Source organism: Candidatus Flexicrinis affinis (assembly GCA_016716525.1).
Classification (GTDB): domain Bacteria; phylum Chloroflexota; class Anaerolineae; order Aggregatilineales; family Phototrophicaceae; genus Flexicrinis; species Flexicrinis affinis.
In genome coordinates this window covers 187,722-209,329 of sequence record JADJWE010000001.1, presented here as the reverse complement: position 1 = coordinate 209,329, position 21,608 = coordinate 187,722, and the positions used below count along the sequence as shown (strand labels likewise).

Here is a 21,608-nt window from a genome sequence, read left to right as displayed (position 1 = left end):
GCTCAGACGGTGTGAGCGCGACCGGGACATATCGGACATTGAGATGAGAAACTCGCAGAAGGCAAAGACGCTCCACGATGTCGCCATTCACTCTGGCGTTTCGTATCAGACGGTATCACGCGTTGTGAACAATCACCCCAGCGTCGCCGAATCCACGCGGAAGCGGGTTCTGCGCTCCATCGAAGAGCTGAAGTACCGTCCGAACCGTGCGGCCCGCAGCCTGGTCACCAATCGCTCAGACACCATCGCGATCATCAGCTTCGGCTCGGCCTTCTATGGCCCAGCCCAGATGTTGTCGAACATCACACAGTACGCGCGAAGCCGGGGATATCGCGTTTCGCCCACCGCTGTCCAGCAGTTAAGCCGCGAAGATGTTCGCGCGGCGCTCGATGACCTGCACGAACACCTCATCGACGGCTTGATTATGATCGCCCCGATCGTCTCGGACTTCTTGGCCGAGATCAAAGAAATGGTCGGGCGCATCCCGTTCATCCAGATCGACACCAAGCCACAGCCGGGGGTGGCATCGGTTGGGATCGAGCAGGTGTACGGCACGCAGCTCGCCATCAACCACCTGATCGAGCTCGGACATCGCAAGATTGCCGAGATCAGCGGGCCGTTGAATTGGTATGACGCAATCATGCGGCATCAAAGCTGGGAATCCACTATGAGCCGCCACAAGCTCCCGTACCACATGACGGTCGAGGGGCACTGGACGGCGGAAAGCGGCTATCACGGAGTTCAATCGTTGTTGAACGACGGCGCCGATTTCACTGCGTTAGTCGTCGGCAACGATCAGATGGCGTTGGGTGCGATCGCCGCACTGAACGAACGCGGTCTCAAAGTCCCGGACGACGTGTCGGTCGTCGGCTTTGACGACATCCCCGAATCGGCATACTACCTGCCCGCACTGACGACCATCCATCAGGACTTCACGGCGTTGGGCGAGCAGTCAATCGAGTTCCTGATTTCGCTAATCCGCAATCCCGAGATGCCGATCCATCAGCGCGTGCTCTACCCCGAATTGATTGTCCGCAGCAGCACGGCGCCGGCGAAGTAGTCCCCGCGCGCACGCGGCATGCGCAATGGCAGCGCCTACACCAGCAGTTCAGGGTTGTCCGAGCAGATTCCTGTCACGCCCAACCGCTTGAGCGACGCGATCACCGGCGGGCGCTCCTCGTGCCATGTCACGACGCCCAGTTTCGCCGCACGCACCCGTTCGAGCCACTCCGGTGTAAGCAGCACGCTCGGGTCGTCGGAGACGCGTTCCCAGCACGGATGCACGATATCGGCCCCGGTGGCCTGTGCGAGGGCGACCGGATCCACGTGGGTTGAGCCGAACAGAATCGACGTCACGACATCGGGCCGTCTGGCCTTGATCTCCGTCACCATGTCGACATTGAAGGACGCGAACACGACCGCCAATTTCATGCCGGTGCGATCCACAGCCGCGAACATGTGCGCGGCGGCAACCGGCGTCAGCGCCTTGATGTCGAGATACAACCCCACACCCACCGCCCGAGACTGCTCGAGCAGTTGATCGAAGGTCATCACCGGAGCCTTGGCCTGAAGCTGTTCGAGCGTCAGTTCAGGGATTCGCCCCGGCACGCCGTACACCCGTTCGAGGCTGTCGTCGTGCGAAATCACCGGCACGCCGTCGGCCGTCACACGCACGTCGACCTCGACCATATCCGACCCAAGCTCTGCGGCGATGCGAATGGCGTCGGCCGAATTCTCCTGCGCATGTGCGCTTGCACCCCGGTGAGCGATGCGCAGCACACGCCGTTCATGCGGAGGGATCGTGCGCTCGAGTTCATCGAGCCACGCCGTCACGCGCGGCGGAATCCATGCGTTGAGTGTTACCCACGGCACAAACACGGCACTGTCGACTGCGAAACGGTTGTCGAACTGATGCGTCGGCTCAAACGCCTGCCGTTCAAGATACGACCGGACGAGCTGATTGGTGTTCGGGTTGCGGTCGTGAATCACGCCCTCGAACAGCGGAGTCACCCACACGCCACCTGCCCCGCTGCGCGACGAACAACTCCGGTCGGTGTGCGGCTTGCGTTCAATCAGCTTCGCCGGTGATGGCGCAAAGGCGTGCTTGCCCGGTTCGGAACAGATGACCAACCGGCCATCTTCGACGGGGAGAACGCCGTTCTCGTCGATCATGCGGTTGTGGCCCCCGTGCCAGCTCGCGTCGGCATCGACAAGCTGTCCGTCGACATCGAGGTACACCCAGACATGCTCCAACTCGTAGAGGTGTTGGATGTCCCAGTCCCACCAGATCGCGTATTCGATGCACACTGCGCCGCGACCGTCCAAGACGATATCGCGCGGGAAGGACGGCGACGTCCCGTTAGCGCGAAATACGGTGTAGCCGACCGCCAGCGGCAAGAACGGTTCGCGCATGTCGAAACGGATGATCGGCGCATGCGCGAGCGCCAATGTGCGGTCGGGCGTATCTGCAGACACGAAACGCAAATGCGTGACCTGATCGGTCAGCGATGACATAGCGGCTACTCCCAGAGCACAGACTTGCCCGTTGCAGGATCGAAAAACTGAAGCCGCTTAGGGTCGAGATGCAAGCCGATCCGGTCGCCGGCGCGCACGCGCTGCTGCGGCGGGGCCAGCGCGAGGAAACTTTCCGACCCGATCCGCACGTCCAGCATGTCTTCGCGGCCCAACGGCTCGACCACAAAGACCTCGCCGCTCAATGCCGAATTGTCCCCGAGCGTGATGTCCTCGGCGCGGATTCCCATCGTGAGTTTGCGCCCATGCGTCACAGCCTTGCGAGCGCGCTCGCCGTCCAGTGGCACCGTGAAAGCTTCGCAACGCGCCACGATTTGCTCGTTCTCCTGCGCCAACTCGACATCGACCATGTTGATCGGCGGGTTGCCGACGAAATTGGCAATGAACGTCGTACGAGGGTGGTCGTACAGGTCCTCCGGCGTGGCATACGCCTCAAGCCGTCCCTTGTTGATCACGGCGATGCGATCGGCCATCGTCAGTGCCTCGACCTGATCGTGTGTGACGTAGACCGACGTGATGCCGAGCCGTTTCTGCAGCGCCTTGATCTCGGCGCGCATCGTCAGCCGCAAGCGCGCATCGAGGTTGGACAGCGGCTCGTCGAAGAGCAGAATGTCCGGCTCTTTGACCAGCGCACGCCCCAGCGCAACGCGCTGCTGCTGACCGCCGGAAAGCTGCGCCGGCTTGCGGTCGAGCAGTTCGCCGATTCCCATCACTTCGGCAACGCGCCTGACGCGCTCCTGCTGCTCGGCGCGTGACACGTTCTTCAGCTTGAGCGGATAGGAGATGTTGCCAAATACCGTCATGTGCGGGTACAGCGCGTAACTCTGGAACACCATGCCGATGTTTCGTTCGCGCGGGGGGATGAGGTTGACGACCCGTTCCCCGAAGGTGATCGTGCCGTCGGTCGGCTTGTAGATGCCCGCCAACATCAGCAGCGTGGTCGTCTTGCCGCAGCCCGAAGGCCCGAGAAACGCCACGAACTCGCCGTCGCGGATGTCCAGCGTAACGTCCGCCACCGCGGTGACGTCGCCGAACTTCTTGGTCAGGTTCTGAATATCGACCTGCATGTTACGTCTCGCCTTCTTGCGCAGCAGTGGGCTAGGAACTGCCCTTGCTGCCACCCGAATAGATGTTGAGCAGGTATTCCTGCGCGAAAACGAAGATCACAAGGATCGGGATCAACTGGAAAACTCCGACGGCCACAACCTGATTCCAGTTGATCGGATTGGTGTCGCCGGTCAGCGTGCGGATGTATACCGGCAGGTTCGCGGCCTTCGTGCCAACGCTGAAGATAGCCGGGATCAGGTACGCGTTCCATCCGCCGATGAACGAGAAGATGCCCAGCGCGAGCAGTCCGGGGCGAATTTGGGGCAGGATGATCTCCCAGAACGTGCGCCAGCGGCTCGCGCCGTCGATCAGCGCCGAGCGTTCCATGTCCCATGAGATGTTGTCGAAGAACCCTTTCATCAGCCATACCCCGAACGGCAGCCCGAACGCCACCATCACCAGCGCGATCCCGCCGATCGAGTTGAAACCGATGTGCGGGCCGATGATCGGGATACGCCCGAGGTTGAGCAGCACCAGATACACCGGGATGAGCAGCGTCACCGCCGGGAAGCTGTGCAGGATCAGGGTCAGCGAGAGAAAGAAGCGCCGGCCCGAGAATTCCATGCGCGACAGTGCGTAGCCTGCCATCGAGCACAGCACAAGTGTGACTCCGGTCATCAACACGGCGATGAACAGCGAGTTGGCCGCGTAGCTCCAAATCGGGGTCGCGGGCGCTTGGCCGCCAATGCCCAGAAAGCTCCAGTTCTCCAGCGTCAACCCGCCGACGTTACCCTGTGCGTCGACAGGCAGCAGCCCCTGCGTTCGGTAGGAGAACGTCGCGACCGTCAGCCAGGCAAACCCGAGGATCAGCGGAGACAACGATACGGTAAGCAGAATGTACGGTGTCCAGCCCGGCGGGCCGAACAGGCCGATCAGCGCGACGGCGACACCGCCGACCCACGCGCTCGCGATGGCCCCAAAGTCGATGCCGCTGGCGTCGATCGCTACGGCCGCAGTACGTACGGTAAGCTGCACTTCCTCGCCGCCGCGCAGAATCCTCAGGCGAAACGGCGTATCGGGGTCGGACTCCACGACGGCGGTGTTGAGTCGTGCCAGCGTGATCGGATCGCGCCGCAACGCCGTGATGATGTCGCCCGGCAGCAAGCCGGCCTGTTCGGCCGCGCCGCCCGGTTCGACCGCATCGACCACAATACCGTCGTCGGTCTGCGTGGCGGCAAACTGCAGCGAGGACTGCTCCGTCGCCGCCTCCCCACCCTGAAGCGTACCGACCGTGTAGAAGATCACCGCCGCGATAGTCGCCAGCACGATGGTAATGGCCATGGCTTGCATCGCATTTTGTTTGCGGTGCGGCCGCGCGCTCATCCCGAGCGACAGGTACACCGCGAGCGGCAGCAGCAGCGACGCCAAGCCGGCAAGTGTCTCGCTAAACGACTCGTCGACGTTAAGCGACTCCCACAGTGGGCCGAACAGGCGCCCGAAGAACAACGCCACGACGATCAGCACCGCCGCCGCAATCAAGGCGCTGCGCACTGCCCTGATCACGGTGCCTGACAACGTTTCCAGCGATGCGGACGTCAGCGAGGACTGGAGCGCTTGGGGTGCACGCTGTGCGTGATCCATATCGTGCCTCCCGTTACAGGTTCTCGATCTTCGGTTCCGAGACCAGCTCGCGGAACCGGAAGATACGCAGGTAGAGGACCGCAAGGATGATGCCGACGATGACCAGCACGACGGCGAACGCCGAGCCATAGCCCCACTGCGCATTGCCGAAGTAATTCGACAGCGCGCGGTGGAACGCCGTCAGCGCCCACACTTCGGTTTGATACACGCCCGGGCCGCCGTTGGTAAACAACAGAATCTCTTCATAAGACGTCAACAGCGACAATGTTTGATAGCTCAGGACGAACAACAGCGGCCAACGCATCAACGGCAGGATGACATAGCGGATGCGCTGCATGGAGGTCGATCCATCCACCAGCGAAGCATTCATGATGTCCTTGGAGATCGACTCGATGGCCGATGTGAAGATGATCATGCCAAACGAGATGCCGATGATCCCGTTCACAAGAATCACGAATGTCCACACGTGGTTGGTGTTGAACGCCACGGAATCGTAGCCCGCCACGTCGAACAGCTGGTTGAGAATGCCGAACGGAGGATCGGCGACCATTCGCTCCCACATCAGGATGTAGACTGTGGACGTCATCAGGCGCGGCAGCAGCCACAGTGCGCGGAAAAAGAACCCGGCCCGGCGGTTGATGTGCGCGGTCAGCAGCGAAACGACCAGTGCGCCGCCAACGTTGAATAAAGACAGCGTCACGAGCACATAGAACACCGTGTTGAAGAAGATCTTGTGAGCAAACGGATCCTTGAACAGGGTCTCGTAATTCTTCAGGCCGATAAACGTCATTTGAGCGACATCGGACGTGAAGTTTGCTGTCGCCAGATCGGTCATGCTGATGTAAATCACCAACAGGGCCGGGATGATGAAGAACAGCATCACGAGAATCGCGACCGGCGCGAGGAATGCGTACGCCGTAAGGTTCGGCCGCGCCGACGCAGGTCGGGTGCGGGCGGAGGTGTTCATATTCATGCGAAGTCGACCTATTCGAACCGGCAGTCCGTTGTGCGCGATCCACCGCCCTATTCGGCCGGGGTGCTCGCGCATCGGTTGACACCGATGGGCGCGGCGTGCGCGCCCATCGGCGTTGGCTTATGCGAATGGCCTAGCGGATGACGATTTGATCGCCCAGTTCGTTCTGTAGCTGGGTAACCGCCAGTTCAACCGCTTCCTCTGCCGGCGTGCCGGTGTGCGCAGCTTGAATGCCGGCCCAGTAAGCGTTCGACCACGCGCTGTAGAACGGCGTGTTCGGCGCGAAACGGGTGTAGTCCAGCATGTAGTGCGCGCCGCTGAGGACCGGGTCGGCCGCATACGCCTCGGACTCGACCTGCGTGGTCAGAATGCCGAGGTGGAAGCTGTCGATGGCGTGACGGTTATTGGCGTCCGGCGTGGTGACCGCCGCCAGAAGCGCAATCGCGACATCCGGATGCTCGCTGCCGCTGCTGATCATGTACGACAGCGGGTGGGTCAGCGAAAGCGGCACGCCGTCATTCATCGCCGGGAACAACATGAGACCGACGTTTTCGAGCAGATAGTCGTTGCCGCCAAGGTCCGCGACGTAGTTGCGCGCCCAGTCGGCCCACTGCCACGTACCGCCCTGATAAAACATCACGTTGTCGGCCGGCGCGAACTCTGCATAGATCGCCGACGACTCGGTCCCGATCATCGTCTCCGGGGTGACACCGCGCTTGACGAAGCTGCCGATCAGCTCATACGCGGCAAGCGCAGCATCCTGATCGAAGACCAGTTGGCCGTCTTCGGTCATGATCTCGCCGCCGTTACCGAGGTAGTAGGGCAGCCAATCGAAGCCGTTGCCCCAGCGGTGGAAGTAGCCCTTGCCGGGTTCCACAACGCCTTCAGCCACCGCTTCTTCGGCGGTCGCCAGCATATCTTCAAACGTGAATTCGCCCGTCCGTACGCGTTCGGGCAAGGATTCGATTTCTTCGTCACTCCAGCCCAAATCGGCCAGCAGCAGTTTACTGTAGAAGATCGGGCGCGCCTCGGCGTCCTGCGGGATGCCGTAGATCACACCATCGTATGTCTGCGACGCCCACAGATTGGGCACGACATCTGCAAATTCCTCATGCTGCGCGATCAGCTCATCCAGCGGCATGATCAGGCCTGCAGCGGCCCATGCGCCGATGTCCTCGTGTCCCGACAGCACGATGTCGGGCGCTTCGCCAGCCTCAGCGGCCAACACGAACTCCGTCTTGTAGTCCGCCCATGCCTTGTTGTCCTGAATCAGGTTAAGGGTGATGTTGATCCCGAGTTCTTGCTCGACCTGCTCCTCTACGGCAGCGAAGTTGTCGCACCGCCAACCTTCGCCGCCGGCGATGTTGGCCGCACAACGTACGGTAATGGTGACATCCTCTTGGGCAGCTACCGCGATGCCAGAAAGCATCAGACTGGCCACCAACAACAAACGTAAGACCTTGACCATTTCTAACTCCTCCCTTGAAGCTCCTTACGTCCTCGGAAACGGTTAGCGCCGCATGCGCATGTAACCGCTCACGACAACGTACCGACATTATATTCAGTTGGTGTAGATTTCGCTTTAAGAACAGCGGCAAACACGGCTAAGAAACGTAGATTACGAGAAGATTGGGCCGATGATTCCGAGCCGTACCGACCTCAATCGCGCATCGAATTAGCGGCGGCGGTCGTGACCGCCAAACGCATGCCCGTCCCGAAGCACCGACCCGCGCTATACTCATGTCCGAGCCTGCTGGCGCTGCCAACGGGATGCATGCAGCAACGTCATATCCAAGCCGGCTTATCCCGCCGGCCCACTCAAACAACAGGGGCATGCCACCATGTCGGAGCAGTTCGCATTTCACGCAAGGCCGGTTGCCAATCCGGCGATGACGGTAACCTTCGGCAGCGCGCGCTTTACTGTGCTGACCGAACGGGTCATCCGGTTGGAGTATGATCCGAACGGCCGGTTCGAAGACCGCGCCAGCCAAACCGTATGGTTCCGCCATCAGCCGGAGGTGCCGTTTTCAGCCCATGAATCCGACGACGCATTGCGTATCGAAACAGCGTCACTCGTTTTGCATTACTCGGGTGACAAGCCGTTCTCGTCCGACAACCTGGCCCTGACCGTCAAGGCAACCGGAGTTCAGTGGAAGCCCGGCTCGGTCGACATCGACAACCTCAAAGGTACGACACGTACGCTAGATATGGTCCACGGCAGCGCACCGTTGACGGACGGAATCGTATCGCGGTCGGGGTGGCACCTGCTCGATGACAGCGCGACGCTGGTGTTAAACGCCGACAACTGGCTCGAACCGCGGGCCAGCTCGGGCACGGACTGGTACTTCTTCGCCTACGGCCACGACTACAAGGCCGCCCTGCGCGATTACTGCGCCATCAGCGGCGCAATGCCGTTGATCCCGCGCTGGATCCTCGGTAACTGGTGGAGCCGCTTCCATGCCTACACACAGGCCGAGCTCACCGACCTCATTCGCAACTTTGAACAGCACGACCTCCCGCTGTCGGTATGCATCATCGACATGGACTGGCACATCACGAAGACGGGGAACGAGAGTTCGGGCTGGACCGGCTATACATGGAACCGCGACTTGTTCTCCGACCCACAGGCGATGATCGACTTCCTGCATAGCAAGGGGCTGCGAACGGCGCTCAACCTGCACCCCGCCGACGGTATCCACAATCACGAAGCGCAGTACCGCGCGATGGCAGCGCGGATGGGCATCGACCCCGACTCCGGCAAGCCCGTCCCGTTCGACATCACCGACCCGACATTCGTGCGGGCCTATTTCGAGCTGCTGCACCATCCGTACGAGGCGATGGGCGTGGACTTCTGGTGGCTGGACTGGCAGCAGGGTCTGACCTGCAAGATCCCCGGGCTTGACCCCCTGTGGCTGATCAATCACCTGCACTACCTCGACATGGCGCGCGACACCACCCGGCGTCCGTTCATCTTCTCGCGCTGGGGCAACGAGGGCCATCAACGCTACCCGATTGGCTTTTCGGGCGACAGCTACATGACGTGGGAGTCCCTGCGCTTCCAACCCTACCTCACGGCGACGGCCTCGAACGTCGCCTACGGGTGGTGGAGCCACGACATCGGCGGGCACATCAGCGGCAACGGCGATACCGAGCTGTTCGCACGCTGGGTGCAGTTCGGCGTGTTCAGCCCGGTCCTGCGCATTCATACCACCAAGGGTGAATTCTATGACCAACGGCCGTGGGCGTTCGAGAGCGCAGACATCCGCGAGACCCTTCGCGAATCGTTGCAGCTTCGCCACGCGCTGATTCCCTACATCTATACGATGGCGCGACGCGCGCAATCCGAGTCGCTCCCGCTGCTGCTGCCGATGTACTACGAGTATCCCGAGGCCAACGAGGCGTATGCCTGCCCGCAGCAGTACCTGTTCGGCAGCGAATTGATCGCCGCGCCATTCGTCGACCCGATTGACCCGGACACCAATCGGGCGCGTCAGGTCGTGTGGCTCCCGCCCGGCGACTGGTACCGCTTCGACACCGGCGAGCACGTTCCGGGCAATCGGTGGCACGTCGTCTATGGGGCGCTGCGCGACATCCCCGTTTTCGCACGCGCCGGGGCGATCGTCCCGATGGGGCCGAAGGGGGGCTCGGGCGGAATCGGCAACCCGCGCGACCTGCACATCCACGTGTTTGCCGGCGCAGATGGCGAATTCACCCTCTACGAAGACGACGGCGCATCGCTGGCATACCGTGACGGCGCGTTCGCCGAGACCAAGATCAGGCAGACAGTGACGGGCGACGGGCTGACTGTCACAATCGATGCCGCACGGGGCGACCTAACCGTGCTGCCGGCGGAACGTCGTATCACGCTGCACGTCCACGGCGTCACAGCCGCGGATGCCGCTGCGCTGGCCGATGGCGTGCATGTGCCGTCGGACTCGGTGTACGACCCCGATCGGGAGATGCTCACCGTATCGACTGCCCCGGTTACGCCGGCACAGACGTTGGTTGTGCGGTTGTCCGCCGGCGGGCGCACCTTCCTATCGCGCCGCGACCGCACCCGCGAGACCGTTTTCGACTTGCTGCGCGCGTTCCGCCTGCATACCGGCGTCCGCAACCGGCTCGCCGACTTGCTCGACTCCCCAAACCCGGACCCCGCCAAGATCGCGCCATACACCATCACCATGCGCGACTCGCAGGTGCGTGCGCTGTGCGAAGTCCTGTACGACGCCGGAATTCACTACGTGCCGGACACGCATCATCCGACCCTGCTGGTCCTGTGGAACAATCGCGACGATCAGGGCATCACCTACCGCTACGGAGACGCTTACTTGTGGTTCGGCGGCGTGAACACGAGTCACGAGCATGGCACGGCACCGCGCTTCAAGGCGTTCGCGCCAAGAATCCAGACGTGGCGGCACGGCTCGATCGGTGAGCATGTGCGCCGAACGCAGTGGAGCCTGCAAGTGGGCTATCACCAGTGGGCGGCCACAGTGGAGGCCTATCGCGAGGACGCGCCCTGATCACTCGGCGTTAGCCGCGGGAATTGGCTACTGCAGGAGATTGTGTTTGCGTGCCAGTGCGATGGCCTGCGTCCGGCTGTGGGCATCGAGCTTCAGGAAGATGTTGTTCAAGTGCTTCTTGACCGTGCCGAGGCTCACAAACAGCGAGTCGGCAATTTCGCGGTTGGATGCGCCATCTGCGATAAGTTGAAGAACCTCCAACTCGCGCGCGCTCAAGGTTTCGATGTCGTCGTGATGGACGCTCTGGCGCGGTGAATCGTATTGGGCGGCAGGCTCGGGTGCGAATGCGGCGAGAAGTCGATCGACATAGTGGACGGCGATCCCGCGGTCACGCGCCTCGCGCAGCAGGGCCGCCATTTCGGCCCCTTCGTCAATGAATGTGCGGACATAGCCTTCGGGTTCGCCTAGCGCAAGCGCTGCACTTAGGGCCTCCACCGCCTTGTCGGTGTCATGGTGTCTATACGCCAACGCCTGCAGAACACAGATACTGATCTCCCGCCCCGATCGCCCAGCACGGTGGGCCGCATCATGCAGCCGTTCCAGCAAGTCCTCGGCACGCTCCAACTCGCCACACGCAATGAGAAAACGCGAAAAGGTGATGTGCTCAACCTCCAGCGACGGATCAAGCTGATCGCCGGTCGTCGGCTCGATGTCGTGCGCCCAGACCCCGGCCGACTCCAGATCGCCGGTGACGATCCACAGCCACGCCTGCCACGCCGCTTCGTGCACAAACGTCTGCACGAGACCTGCAGAGCGCGCGATGTCTACGGCCTTTGCCATGAGTTCACGGGCTGTATCCATGCGACCGAGCGCGGAAGCAAGCCGCGAACGTTTGACACGTCCATCGATCATGAATCGCTTGAGCACGTAGTCTTCGAAGACGTCGAAGGCCTTGTCCAGATCGGCCTGCGCTCCAGCCAAATCGCTGCGTTCGTAACGGATTTCACTGCGGTCGAACAGCCCTTGCGCTCGCGCTGTCGGCAGTGTCGGGTGGGCGATAAGAGCTTCGACGGCACGCTCGGCCTCACGCAGTTTGCCCCATGCCATATACATCCGGGCAAGTTGAGACAGACCGATCAAAGTCGTCAGGGCGTCCTTGGCGGCTTCGCCGTGCCTCGCTCCCTCTTTCAAGTGATACTCGGCCAGTTCCATTTGCCCACTAGCGATCCAGTGCGCAATCCCGACGATATCGTGCGCCCATGCGCGCCATCGAACCTCCGAATATCGCAGATACTCGAGCGCGGCACGTCCAGCGGCGATGACCTCGTCCCCAGACTTGCCTTGGAGCAGCAACAAAGACGCCCGCGTGACCGCCGCGCGCCCGAGCAGGGCCTCGTATTCAGCTTCGTCGGCGATATGCGATGAGGTGGCCAGTGCGTGTTCGGCGTCGGACAGACGACGGTCGGCTTCCGCATAATCGTCAAGCATCGAAAGCATGACAGCGTACGTTAGGCTCAGCTTCGGCCTGAAATGAAAGGCGGTTTCCGGCAGCGACCGCATCCAACGCAGCACGGTCGCCAGTTCGCCGCGCATCCACAGCCGCTCGGCATACTGCTCGACTTTCTGCGCCCCAATCTCGCTGTTCTCCGTGGCCAACGCCTGCTCGACCGCCTCGACATCCCAGCCGTGATCTTCGAACCAGTTGCTTGCACGTTGATGCAGAATCGGCATGAGATGCGGCTGTGACCGTGTCAACTGCCGGCGCATCATCTCGCTGAACAAGTGATGGTAGCGGTACCATGTCCCCTCCTCGTCAAGCGGGATGAGAAACAGGTTCGCGCGCTCGATCTGTTTCAGCATCGCGTCGCCGTCGGCCCTGCCCGTGAGTGCATCGCACAACGGGCCGCACATGCGGTCAAGCACCGACGTTTCAAGTAGAAACGCCCGCACGTTCGCCGGCTGCCGGTTCAGGACTTCTTCGGTGAGATAGTCGAGGACGAAGCGATGACTGCCGGAAAACGCCGAAATGAAACCCTCGACATCGCTGCGCCCTTTCATTGCCAACGACGCCAATTGCAGACCGGCCGCCCAACCTTCGGTGCGTGCGTCCAATTCGTCGAGCTGGCGGGCCGTTAGGTCGATGCCCACCGTGCGCTTCATCAACTGGCGCGCTTCATCGTGCGTAAAGCGAAGATCGTCGGCGCGAATCTCTGCCATGCGGCCCTGCGCGCGCAGCCGGCCCAACGGAAACGGCGGATCGTCGCGGCTCGTAAGGACGAGGTGCATGTGATGCGGCAGATGCTCCAGCAAGAACACCATGACGTCATGAATCGCGCCGTTCACGATGTTGTGATAGTCGTCCAGCACCAACGCGAACGGCCCGGGGAACGCCTCGACGAGGGCGATCAGGGCGGTCATGAGCACTTTGGGCGGCGGTGGCTGAGACCCGCGAAGCTGCGGCAGGAGGTCGGCGGCGGCTTGCGCAATCACGGATGCAATCGCCGAGACGACATAGGCGAGAAAACGGCCGGGATCATTGTCGTCTTGATCGAGCGAGAGCCACGCAAAAGGAATGGCTCTCCCGCGGTCTGAAACCAACCACTCGCTCAAGAGAGACGTCTTGCCATATCCGGCAGGCGCACAGACGAGGGTGAGCGGGTATTCCAGGCTTGCGCTGATCGTCTGGGCGAGGAGGGGACGAGGAACGCGATCAGCGCGAGCAGGGGGAGGAGTCAGCTTCGTCTTCAACGGTTCCGACGCTGACGTACCCATTCGATTGTCCAAACTGCAATTGCGATGTCGAAGTTTAGCGCCACACCCGCAAAATCACAATAACCCCGGCCTGCGGCCCGCAATCACGCCATTTTTCGGCTCTCCAGCCAACCGTGACTCAACGCGCAGTTCTGAGGCCGCGCAGAGGAATTAGGTGAGCAAACGGAGCCGGCGCGCGAGCGACACCGCCTGCGTCCGGCTGTGGGCATCGAGCTTCAGGAAGATGTTGTTCAGGTGCTTCTTGACCGTGCCGATACTGACAACCAGCGAGTCGGCGATTTCGCGGTTGGACGCGCCTTGCGCAATTAGCTCAAGAACCTCCAGCTCGCGCGCGCTCAATTGTTCATAATCGTCTAGCGTATGCACCGCCGGGCGCGGCGGAACGGGCGTGCTTTCGTTCCGGGGTTCGAGCAGCTTCGTGATGAATTCAGCGGCAATACCGCGCCGCTGCGCCAGTCTCAATAGTTGAATGAAATCCTCCCCTGCGTCGAGGAAAATGCGCCGAAAACCCTGAGGCTCTCCGAGCTCGAGCGCTGTCTGAACGGTGGCCAGAGCGTCATCGGTACGTCCGTCCCTCTCAAGCAGCATCGCCTCCAAGATCAACATCTCAAGGTAGCACATGAGGGATGCAGATGGCGGGATGAGTTCGTGCAGCTCGTGCAACTGCGCATAGGCATGGGATAGAGAGAAATCTCTGCTTCGCGTTATCAGCACGCGGAGCGACTCCAGCGCGAGTATCTGCGTGTACAGGGCGGTCTTGGGGAGGTTGTCATTTTGAGGGGAATTCGCTCTATACAGCCTGAAGATCTCATCGACAACCCACGCATGGGTGAGCATCGGCATGGACATCCGTGCCGCCATCTGAGGATATCTCTCCAAATTACTTTGTACTGCGTGCAGCGACGCCTCCAGCGCTTCCGTGTCGCCAGCCAGATGGTGAAGACGTGCAAGAATCGTGTGACAGATCAGAACCCCGTCGGGGATGAATGGCTCGCATATTTCGAGACCCCGTCGTGCCGACACCGACGCTTGTTCCAGCTTGTTCATCTCCAAATGGGCAATCGCCAGCAGGCTGTATCCGTTACCGAGTATCGGCAGGTGCTCCCAGTTTTCTGCCTTCGCCGTATCAATGAGTCCTTGGGCCTGCGCCTCCAGTTCATGCAGGTGACCCTCGAAGAGAAACGATGTCGCAATCTGCATGACGACTGTCACGACCGTTGCGAAATCGTTCAACACATGTGCCATGCGTAAGGCTTCCTGATAGACTTCGCGCGCCCGCCCAAAAAGTTGCTTGCGGTCATAGGTCAGTCCCAACATCAGAAGAATGTGTATTTTGAGTTCAAGCTGATCATCCGTGAGATAGTGGATTGCCGTTTCGGCAACCCGGATCGCGTGGTCGAGATTGTCACGCCGATTAGCGATCATCACTTCCAGAAAGTCCGCATGCCCCCTTAATTCCAGCGTATCGTTGTCCGTCGACTCTATGGATTGAAGCGCAGGCTGCGCCAACAACAGGTACTTCTCCGCGGTGCTTCCATCCCCAAGCTGCCCGTGATAGAGGCCCACCCGAATGGTCAGCAACGGATAGCGGGCGAGCACATCCTCAGGGATCTGATCGGCCCACTTGATGGCGAAGTTGCCCCAACTCCCAACGTTGAATTGACTGCTGTACCGTTCGGTTGTGCTGGCCGCGAAATCGAAATCCTGCGCGATAACGGCGTGGTGGATCGCTTCATCGACTGAGTTCTTGGTGGCGAACCAGCGGCTTGCGCGTTGATGCAGATCCGGCACCAGAGCCGGCTGTGTGCGTGCCAACTGCCGACGCATCATCTCGCTGAACAAATGGTGATAGCGGAACCACGTACGTTCGACGTCAAGCGGTATCAGAAACAGGTTGGCGCGCTCGATCAGTTCGAGTTGCAGCGTTCCGTCGCGCCGACCGGTCAATGCATCGCATAACGGGCCGCACATGCGATCGAGCACAGACGTTTCGAGCAGGAAACGCCGCATCTCCGGAGACTGCCGGTTGAGCACCTCTTCAGTCAGGTAATCCAGCACAAAGCGGTGGCTGCCAGTGAACGCCGCAAGAAACGCGTCGACGTTTTCACGGCCCTTCATCGCCAGAGCGGCCAACTGCAACCCAGCCGCCCAGCCCTCCGTCCGTGAATCAAGCTCATTGATCTGGTTGGTCGTCAACTGGATGCCCAACGACCGTTGTATCAATCGTCGGGTGTCGTCCTGCGAAAAACGAAGATCGTCGGCGCGTATCTCTGCCACCCGGCCCTGAGCGCGAAGGCGTCCGAGCGGAAACGGCGGGTCGTCACGGCTCGTGAGGATAACGTGCATGTGAGGCGGCTGATGCTCCAAGAGGAATACCATCAGGTCGTGAACATCACGGTTCACGATGGTGTGATAGTCGTCCAACACCAGCGCGAACTGCTGCGGAAGCGTCTCCACGAAGGCGATCAGGGCAGTCATGACGGCTTTGGGCGGTGGCGGCTGGGCGGAACGCAGCAGCGACAGTAGATCGTCAGCGGCTTGCGGGTCCGTAGACGCAACCGCCGAGACGACGTAAGTCAGAAAACGGCCGGGGTCGTTATCGTCATCGTCGAGCGAGAGCCACGCAAACGGAATGGCCCTCCCGTAGTCTGAAGCCATCCACTCGCTCACGAGGGTGGTCTTGCCATATCCGGCAGGCGCACACACGAGAATGAGAGGCAGTTCTAAGCTGGCGCTGAACTTCTGATCGAGTAATGGGCGAGGAATGCGATCAGCGCGGGCAGGGGGAGGAGTCAGCTTCGTCTTCAACAGTTCCGGCGCTGACGTGTCCATGGGAATGTCCAAGCTGCAGTTGCGATGTCGAAGTTTAGCGCCGCACCCGCAAATCCACAAAAACACAAACAATCAACCACCCAAATACGCCTTTCGGATACCCTGTATCAACCCGCTATGCGACTAACGTGAGTTGAACACCAACTGTCCCGAGGTCCGAGGAGAACCGAAATGACTGCCATGACACAGCGACATGAAAGCTCAGTACCAGCAATAGTTACTCCGCGCAAACGGGGCTGCCTCGCCGCAATACTACGTGTGTTCAAGTGGCTCGGCATCATCGTAGTGGCGCTCATCATCTTGGGCGTGGGCTATCAGACGATCGCTACGGAAGCAGACAAAGGCAAGTACGCTCCGCGCGGTCAACTCTACACAGTGAACGGCCGCCAGATTCACCTCAACTGTGCGGGCGAAGGAAGTCCGACCGTAATTCTGGAAGCAGGCGCAACGGCCGAGTCTCTGTGGTGGTATTGGGTGCAGCGCCAGCTTGCCCAACACACACGAGTGTGCGCCTACGACCGCGCTGGCTTAGGTTGGAGCGAGGCGGCGATTGGGCCGCGTGACCCGCTGATCGTGGTAGAAGAGCTCCACGCTCTACTCCAAACCGCCGGCGTCGCTGGACCGTATGTGGTCGCGGGCCACTCGTTCGGCGCGGTCTGGGCACGCAACTTTGCGACTCAATACCCGCAGGACGTTATCGGCATTGTCCTCGTCGACAGCACCGTGATTCCTGCCGACAGCGACTATCCAAGTTGGAAGTCCTTCAACGATGTGGTTCAGGGCGTGCTCTGGGTGATGACTCGGACAGGCGTGATGCGCGTCGCTACTTCGGGCACGTTTCTTGCAAGCGGATACCCGTCAGAGATCGCTCAGGAGCTGTCAACCCGGCAGGCACTCAACCAAACCCTCGACGCCACGTATGCCGAGACGATAACCGCCATGCCAGCATTCATCGAGGCCGAGCCGACTGCGAAGAACTTGCGTGATCTGCCTCTGATCGTGCTTTGGGCGGGGGCAGGTCCGATGACCGGAGGACACATGGCTCAGGTCCGCGACGAGACGGCGAATTACTCGTCTAACAGCGTGACCCGGATTGTCGATGGTGCAGACCACGGATCGATCCTCGGCAATGAGCTCTACGCCCAACAAGTGACGGACGCCATTTTGGACGTCATCAGGGCCGTAGAGACGGGCGATCCCCTTCAGCAGTGACGAATAGCGGGGCGGTCCAACGACCGCCCCGCTTACTATCAACCCCCCGAATACGCCTTTTGGATACCACGCGTCAACCGCAACCAAACCTAAAGTCGACATATCGGCAGTACATACCCCGCAGGAGTAGAAACAGTCATGTCCACTGAATTCGCTGAACGTACGACCTACGAGCTGGCCGACCTTGAGCAACGCGTGTTTGCATGGCTCATCGACGGCGCAATCCTGTCCATTATCTCGGGCGCCGGCGTGGCGACTGCCCACGGCGTCGGCTTCGGGGCAGGCCTCCTGATCGGCTTCATCTATACGTGGTTCTTCCTGACACGCAACAACGGGCAGACGCCCGGCAAGGTGTTCATGAAGATTCGCGTGATTAAGACGGACGGCACACCGATTGGTGATGCCGACGCCGTCCTTCGCCACATCGGGATGATCGTCAACTATGTCAGCGTCGTCGGCGGGCTGTGGGCGTTCATCGACCACGATCGGCAGGGCTTGCACGACAAGATGGCCCAAACCTACGTCGTCAAAACCACCTAATTCTGTGACAGATCGCAAAGGAGAAACGCCATGCGCAAGAGTCTCGCCCTGTTCATCGTGATCGCCGTCTTCATGCCGCTGGCGCTGGCCGCAATGTCCCTCGCCGCCGTCCGGCCGTGGCTTCTCGATCGCGCCTTCTACACCGCATTGGTCAGCGATGCGCGCCTGTACGAGCCTATGCTGACCGATGAGGTCCCCATCTGGCTCATCGACGTCGAGGTCATTGCGGCGCAGCAGATCCCCGATAACGCATTGTCCGCTGCTCTGCGTGAGGTCGTTACGCCCACCTTGCTGCGCGATCAGGCCGTGCAGGCGGTCAACCAAGCCTTCGATCAGCTCGACCGGTTCGACAATCAGATGACGATCACGTTCGACCTCATATCAGTCAAGGCCGCGTTCACGGGCGACGCCGGCGCACGGTTTGCTGCTGCTCTCGCCGCTGCGCTCCCGCCTTGTGACGCCGGACAGAATTCGATCGCGGATGGTGGGCTTGTGTCGCGCTGCATCGCCCCGGGCTCGACCACCACCGAGACCGCGTCGCAGATCGAATTCGCCCTGCCTGTGCTCGTCGACGAACTGCCCGACGAAATCGCGTTCAACTCATGGCCCGGTATGGATGCCATCGGGTGGCGCTTCGGATGGAGACTGAGCGGGAATGTACGCGGCTTGCTCGACCTCGCGGTGCTGCTCGTCGCCGCAATGGCGCTTGCTGCTGCGGTCGCTGCCAGCGCACTGGGCGGTTCCGATCCGCGCGGACAGCTCAGGTGGCTCAGTTCGTCGCTGTTCGCCCCCGGGTCGCTATTCGTTGCAGCCGGTTTCGTCTTGGGGTCGCCTCTGTTGACCGGTCCGGTCAGCCGCAGCCTGACGACGGCACGCTGGAATACCGTTTACAGCGAGGCGTTCGAGCAGGCCGTCGCCGAGGTGATCGTACCGGCAATTCAGCGCGTTGGCGGCAGTGTCCTCCAAGTTGGTGCGATCGTGTGTCTGGCCGCCTTCGTCCTGTTGATCGTGAGCCTGATTACCCCGCGCCGTTCGACATCGGACGCGCGCTATGTCGAGGTTCCAGTGTCCTGACGTTCTAGCTTGTCCAACGAGGGTCGGTCCCGTCCTGCATGATGACCGACCCTATGCCCGCGATCTCTCGATCCACTGCGTCACCCTATCTAACTCACAACGATGGAGGACCTCGACATGCAGCCCTCAACAACTCTGAACCCGGCCACTGAGTCACCGCGCAATACAGAGGCGAAACGCATCGCCAAGATCGCTAAGCTGCTCCCGGTTATCGGTATCGCTCTGCTCGTCGTCGTCGTCCTCGCCGCGATTGCGTTCGCGTGGGTGCGGGTCGTCATGCTGATCATCGGCGCCCTCATCGCCGGTGCGGCGGTGATCGGCGGTCTGTATCAGGCCTACGCCGTGCGCCGCGATCGCCGCGCGCATGCACGCCCCGGCGTCCTCGCCGATGCCGGAGGCTTCAATCTTCATCTGTTGGTCATGGGTGAAGACACCGGCAAGCCGACTGTCATTCTCGAAGGCGGCATGGCAGCCTTCGCGCTGAACTGGCACTGGGCGCAGACCGAACTGGCCCAAGATACGCGCGTTGTTGCGTATGACCGGGCCGGGTTCGGCTGGAGCGATACCAGCCCCAGCCGCCGCGACGCTCAGACCTGTGCGCGCGAGCTTCGCGCCGCCTTGTCCAGCGCGGGGATCACCGGGCCTTATGTGTTGGCAGGCTGGTCCTTCGGCGGGCTGGTCGTTCGGGTCTTTGCCGATCTGTACCCGAACGAGGTCGTCGGGCTTGTACTGGTCGATGCCTCACACCCGGATCAGTGGAAGCACATGCCCATCCCGAACGCCGATCGGATTCTGGCGCGCATGATGCGGTTTCAGGGCGAGCTCTGCCGGTTCGGTTACGGCCGTGTGGTCAAAGGCGCGGCCAAGTTGATCACGTCCGGTATGCCGCCGGACATCGCTGCGCCCATCGTCGCGCACACTGCGCTCCGCAGCTGCTGGGTGACGGAGTCGCAGCAGGCCGCCGCGTGGAACGACCACAGCCGGCCACAAATCAACACCGCAAAGCCGCTCGGCGACCTGCCGGTCATGGTGTTGGGTGTCAGCGAACAGCCTCTGTTCGGCGATGAACTTACCCGCTTGCAAGACGAGTTGATGGACCTTTCCTCGAACAGTGCCCGTCGCATTGTCGAGGGCGCAACACACGAGTCGTTGGTGGCCAGAAGCGAGTACGCCGCACAGGTCAGCCAGTCCATCCGTCAGGTCATTCTCGCCGCGCAGACCGGTCAACCGCTGGCCTCGGTTCAGCAAGCGATTCAAGCCGAGCATCAGCCCGTAATCCGCAGAGGAGGTTGAACATGACAACCGTATCATCGATCCAAGGACGCGCCTCTACCGGGCAGCGTGAACAGCACAGGCGGGGCTGCCTCGCGCTTGTCGGCCGTTTGGCCAAATGGTTCGGCATCGTCCTGCTGGCGCTCATGGTGCTGGGCGCAGTCTATCAGGTAGCGGCTACAGAGGCGGACCGGCGTGCCTTCGCGCCACGCGGCCAGCTCTATGATGTGGGCGGCTACCCGATGCACTTGTACTGCACAGGCGAAGGCAGCCCGACGGTCGTGCTTGACGCTGGCGCCGTGGGGCTTTCGGCGTGGGTGCAGGCCGAAGTCGCGCAAACAACCCGCGTCTGCGCGTTTGACCGCGCCGGTTATGGCTACAGCGATGCCAGACCAGAACCCCGCGATGCGCTGCACCGTGCCGCCGAATTGCATGGGCTGTTGGCCGCCGCTGGAATTGAGCCGCCCTATGTGCTGGCCGGCCACTCGCTGGGCGGTCTTTTCAGCCGCGTCTACCAGCGCCAGTACCCGGACGAGGTAGCCGGCTTGGTCCTGATCGACGCCACGCATCCCGATACGTTTGAGCGTCAGGGGGAATCGATCCAAACCATGCAGGCGATGGCGTCGATCAGCAGTGTCGCCGCCCGCGTCGGCCTGATGCGCTTGGTGGCCGGCGGGAGCAGCTTCAGCCTGCCTGAGTCGGACAACGCGGCGCTCAAAGCGGAGATGGGCACCAATCAGTACTGGGACAGCCAGCGCGCCGATCTGGACGCCTTCGAGGCGACCCTCGCGCAAGGCCGCGATTCCGGTGCGCTCAACGACCTACCCTTAGCTGTGCTGGTGGCCCTGACCTACCCGGAAGGTCCCTCCCGCGACACGGAGCGCGCGCTGCAAGTGGAACTCGCGGCGCTGTCAAGCAACACCGTGTATGAGGAGATCGAAGGCGCCGGCCACAATACCTTGCTGACCGACAAACGGTATGCGGCGCAGGTCAGCGAGGCGATCGATGCAGTGGTCGGGGCCGTGCGGTCGGGGGAGCCGCTGGTGCAGTAACTTGGGCTTGGAGGGGTGGCCGATCGACTACCCCTCCAACAATCAACCCCCGAAATACGCCCTTTGGATACCCCGCATCAACCCGCAAACCGTTTACATTGAGCAGTATGCAATACCCGCAGCGAAGCCTCGACAGGCAGCCGCAGCGGCCAATAAACAGATCAACCAAACGCACGCAGACTCCGAGATCCACGTTCAGCA

14 protein-coding genes are annotated in these 21,608 nt (G+C 61.4%); 7 read left to right on the top strand and 7 right to left on the bottom strand.

Annotation, left to right across the window (positions count from 1 at the left end; all coding sequences use genetic code 11):
• Window positions 1-43: 43 nt before the first annotated feature.
• Window positions 44-1,060, top strand: a complete 1,017-nt coding sequence (locus IPM16_00775) for a LacI family DNA-binding transcriptional regulator (GenBank protein MBK9121642.1) — start codon at window positions 44-46, stop codon at window positions 1,058-1,060.
• Window positions 1,061-1,095: 35 nt separating this feature from the next.
• On the opposite strand, the gene IPM16_00770 is transcribed toward IPM16_00775, so the two are convergent.
• The 5 genes from IPM16_00770 to IPM16_00750 form a co-directional block, all read right to left on the bottom strand.
• Window positions 1,096-2,514, bottom strand: a complete 1,419-nt coding sequence (locus IPM16_00770; GenBank protein MBK9121641.1) for a glycerophosphodiester phosphodiesterase — start codon at window positions 2,512-2,514, stop codon at window positions 1,096-1,098.
• 5 nt (window positions 2,515-2,519) lie between these two features.
• On the bottom strand, window positions 2,520-3,599 hold the full coding sequence (locus tag IPM16_00765; protein MBK9121640.1) for an ABC transporter ATP-binding protein: 1,080 nt from the start codon (window positions 3,597-3,599) through the stop codon (window positions 2,520-2,522).
• A 31-nt stretch (window positions 3,600-3,630) separates the two neighbouring features.
• Window positions 3,631-5,220, bottom strand: coding sequence for an ABC transporter permease subunit (locus IPM16_00760; GenBank protein ID MBK9121639.1), 1,590 nt, complete (start codon window positions 5,218-5,220; stop codon window positions 3,631-3,633).
• Window positions 5,221-5,233: 13 nt separating this feature from the next.
• The gene (locus tag IPM16_00755; GenBank protein MBK9121638.1) at window positions 5,234-6,187 is read right to left on the bottom strand and encodes a sugar ABC transporter permease; all 954 of its coding nucleotides are present in this window, start codon (window positions 6,185-6,187) and stop codon (window positions 5,234-5,236) included.
• A 139-nt stretch (window positions 6,188-6,326) separates the two neighbouring features.
• Window positions 6,327-7,661, bottom strand: a complete 1,335-nt coding sequence (locus IPM16_00750) for an extracellular solute-binding protein (GenBank protein ID MBK9121637.1) — start codon at window positions 7,659-7,661, stop codon at window positions 6,327-6,329.
• A 373-nt stretch (window positions 7,662-8,034) separates the two neighbouring features.
• On the opposite strand from IPM16_00750, the gene IPM16_00745 reads away from it, so the two are divergent.
• The gene (locus tag IPM16_00745) at window positions 8,035-10,713 is read left to right on the top strand and encodes a DUF5110 domain-containing protein (GenBank protein MBK9121636.1); all 2,679 of its coding nucleotides are present in this window, start codon (window positions 8,035-8,037) and stop codon (window positions 10,711-10,713) included.
• Between the two features lie 27 nt (window positions 10,714-10,740).
• Here the strand turns inward: IPM16_00745 and IPM16_00740 are convergent, their stop codons facing one another.
• Entirely contained in the window at window positions 10,741-13,263 is a 2,523-nt protein-coding gene (locus IPM16_00740; GenBank protein ID MBK9121635.1) for a hypothetical protein, read from the bottom strand.
• A 312-nt stretch (window positions 13,264-13,575) separates the two neighbouring features.
• Complete coding sequence (locus IPM16_00735; protein MBK9121634.1) at window positions 13,576-16,257, bottom strand: hypothetical protein; 2,682 nt, start codon at window positions 16,255-16,257, stop codon at window positions 13,576-13,578.
• Between the two features lie 171 nt (window positions 16,258-16,428).
• Here IPM16_00735 and IPM16_00730 point away from each other — a divergent pair, with 171 nt between their 5' ends.
• From IPM16_00730 to IPM16_00710, 5 genes are all read left to right on the top strand, one after another.
• A complete protein-coding gene (locus tag IPM16_00730) occupies window positions 16,429-17,469 on the top strand; it encodes an alpha/beta hydrolase (protein MBK9121633.1) in 1,041 nt (346 codons plus the stop codon).
• Window positions 17,470-17,607: 138 nt separating this feature from the next.
• Window positions 17,608-18,009 (top strand): RDD family protein, encoded by a 402-nt coding sequence (locus IPM16_00725; protein ID MBK9121632.1) that lies wholly within the window; start codon window positions 17,608-17,610, stop codon window positions 18,007-18,009.
• Window positions 18,010-18,039: 30 nt separating this feature from the next.
• Window positions 18,040-19,083 carry a hypothetical protein gene (locus IPM16_00720; protein ID MBK9121631.1) on the top strand — a complete coding sequence of 348 codons (1,044 nt, stop codon included), beginning with the start codon at window positions 18,040-18,042 and terminating at the stop codon, window positions 19,081-19,083.
• A 117-nt stretch (window positions 19,084-19,200) separates the two neighbouring features.
• On the top strand, window positions 19,201-20,376 hold the full coding sequence (locus IPM16_00715) for an alpha/beta hydrolase (GenBank protein ID MBK9121630.1): 1,176 nt from the start codon (window positions 19,201-19,203) through the stop codon (window positions 20,374-20,376).
• Window positions 20,377-20,378: 2 nt separating this feature from the next.
• Entirely contained in the window at window positions 20,379-21,407 is a 1,029-nt protein-coding gene (locus tag IPM16_00710) for an alpha/beta hydrolase (protein ID MBK9121629.1), read from the top strand.
• Window positions 21,408-21,608: the final 201 nt, after the last annotated feature.

Excerpts from the sequence above, each read along its gene's own strand:
- IPM16_00750 (MBK9121637.1), bottom strand. The coding sequence starts at position 7,661 with ATGGTCAAGGTCTTACGTTTGTTGTTGGTGGCCAGTCTGATGCTTTCT.
- IPM16_00745 (MBK9121636.1), top strand. The coding sequence starts at position 8,035 with ATGTCGGAGCAGTTCGCATTTCACGCAAGGCCGGTTGCCAATCCGGCG.
- IPM16_00710 (MBK9121629.1), top strand. The coding sequence starts at position 20,379 with ATGACAACCGTATCATCGATCCAAGGACGCGCCTCTACCGGGCAGCGT.
- IPM16_00715 (MBK9121630.1), top strand. The coding sequence starts at position 19,201 with ATGCAGCCCTCAACAACTCTGAACCCGGCCACTGAGTCACCGCGCAAT.
- IPM16_00775 (MBK9121642.1), top strand. The coding sequence starts at position 44 with ATGAGAAACTCGCAGAAGGCAAAGACGCTCCACGATGTCGCCATTCAC.
- IPM16_00755 (MBK9121638.1), bottom strand. The coding sequence starts at position 6,187 with ATGAACACCTCCGCCCGCACCCGACCTGCGTCGGCGCGGCCGAACCTT.
- IPM16_00765 (MBK9121640.1), bottom strand. The coding sequence starts at position 3,599 with ATGCAGGTCGATATTCAGAACCTGACCAAGAAGTTCGGCGACGTCACC.
- IPM16_00725 (MBK9121632.1), top strand. The coding sequence starts at position 17,608 with ATGTCCACTGAATTCGCTGAACGTACGACCTACGAGCTGGCCGACCTT.
- IPM16_00735 (MBK9121634.1), bottom strand. The coding sequence starts at position 16,257 with ATGGACACGTCAGCGCCGGAACTGTTGAAGACGAAGCTGACTCCTCCC.
- IPM16_00760 (MBK9121639.1), bottom strand. The coding sequence starts at position 5,220 with ATGGATCACGCACAGCGTGCACCCCAAGCGCTCCAGTCCTCGCTGACG.
- IPM16_00730 (MBK9121633.1), top strand. The coding sequence starts at position 16,429 with ATGACTGCCATGACACAGCGACATGAAAGCTCAGTACCAGCAATAGTT.
- IPM16_00720 (MBK9121631.1), top strand. The coding sequence starts at position 18,040 with ATGCGCAAGAGTCTCGCCCTGTTCATCGTGATCGCCGTCTTCATGCCG.
- IPM16_00770 (MBK9121641.1), bottom strand. The coding sequence starts at position 2,514 with ATGTCATCGCTGACCGATCAGGTCACGCATTTGCGTTTCGTGTCTGCA.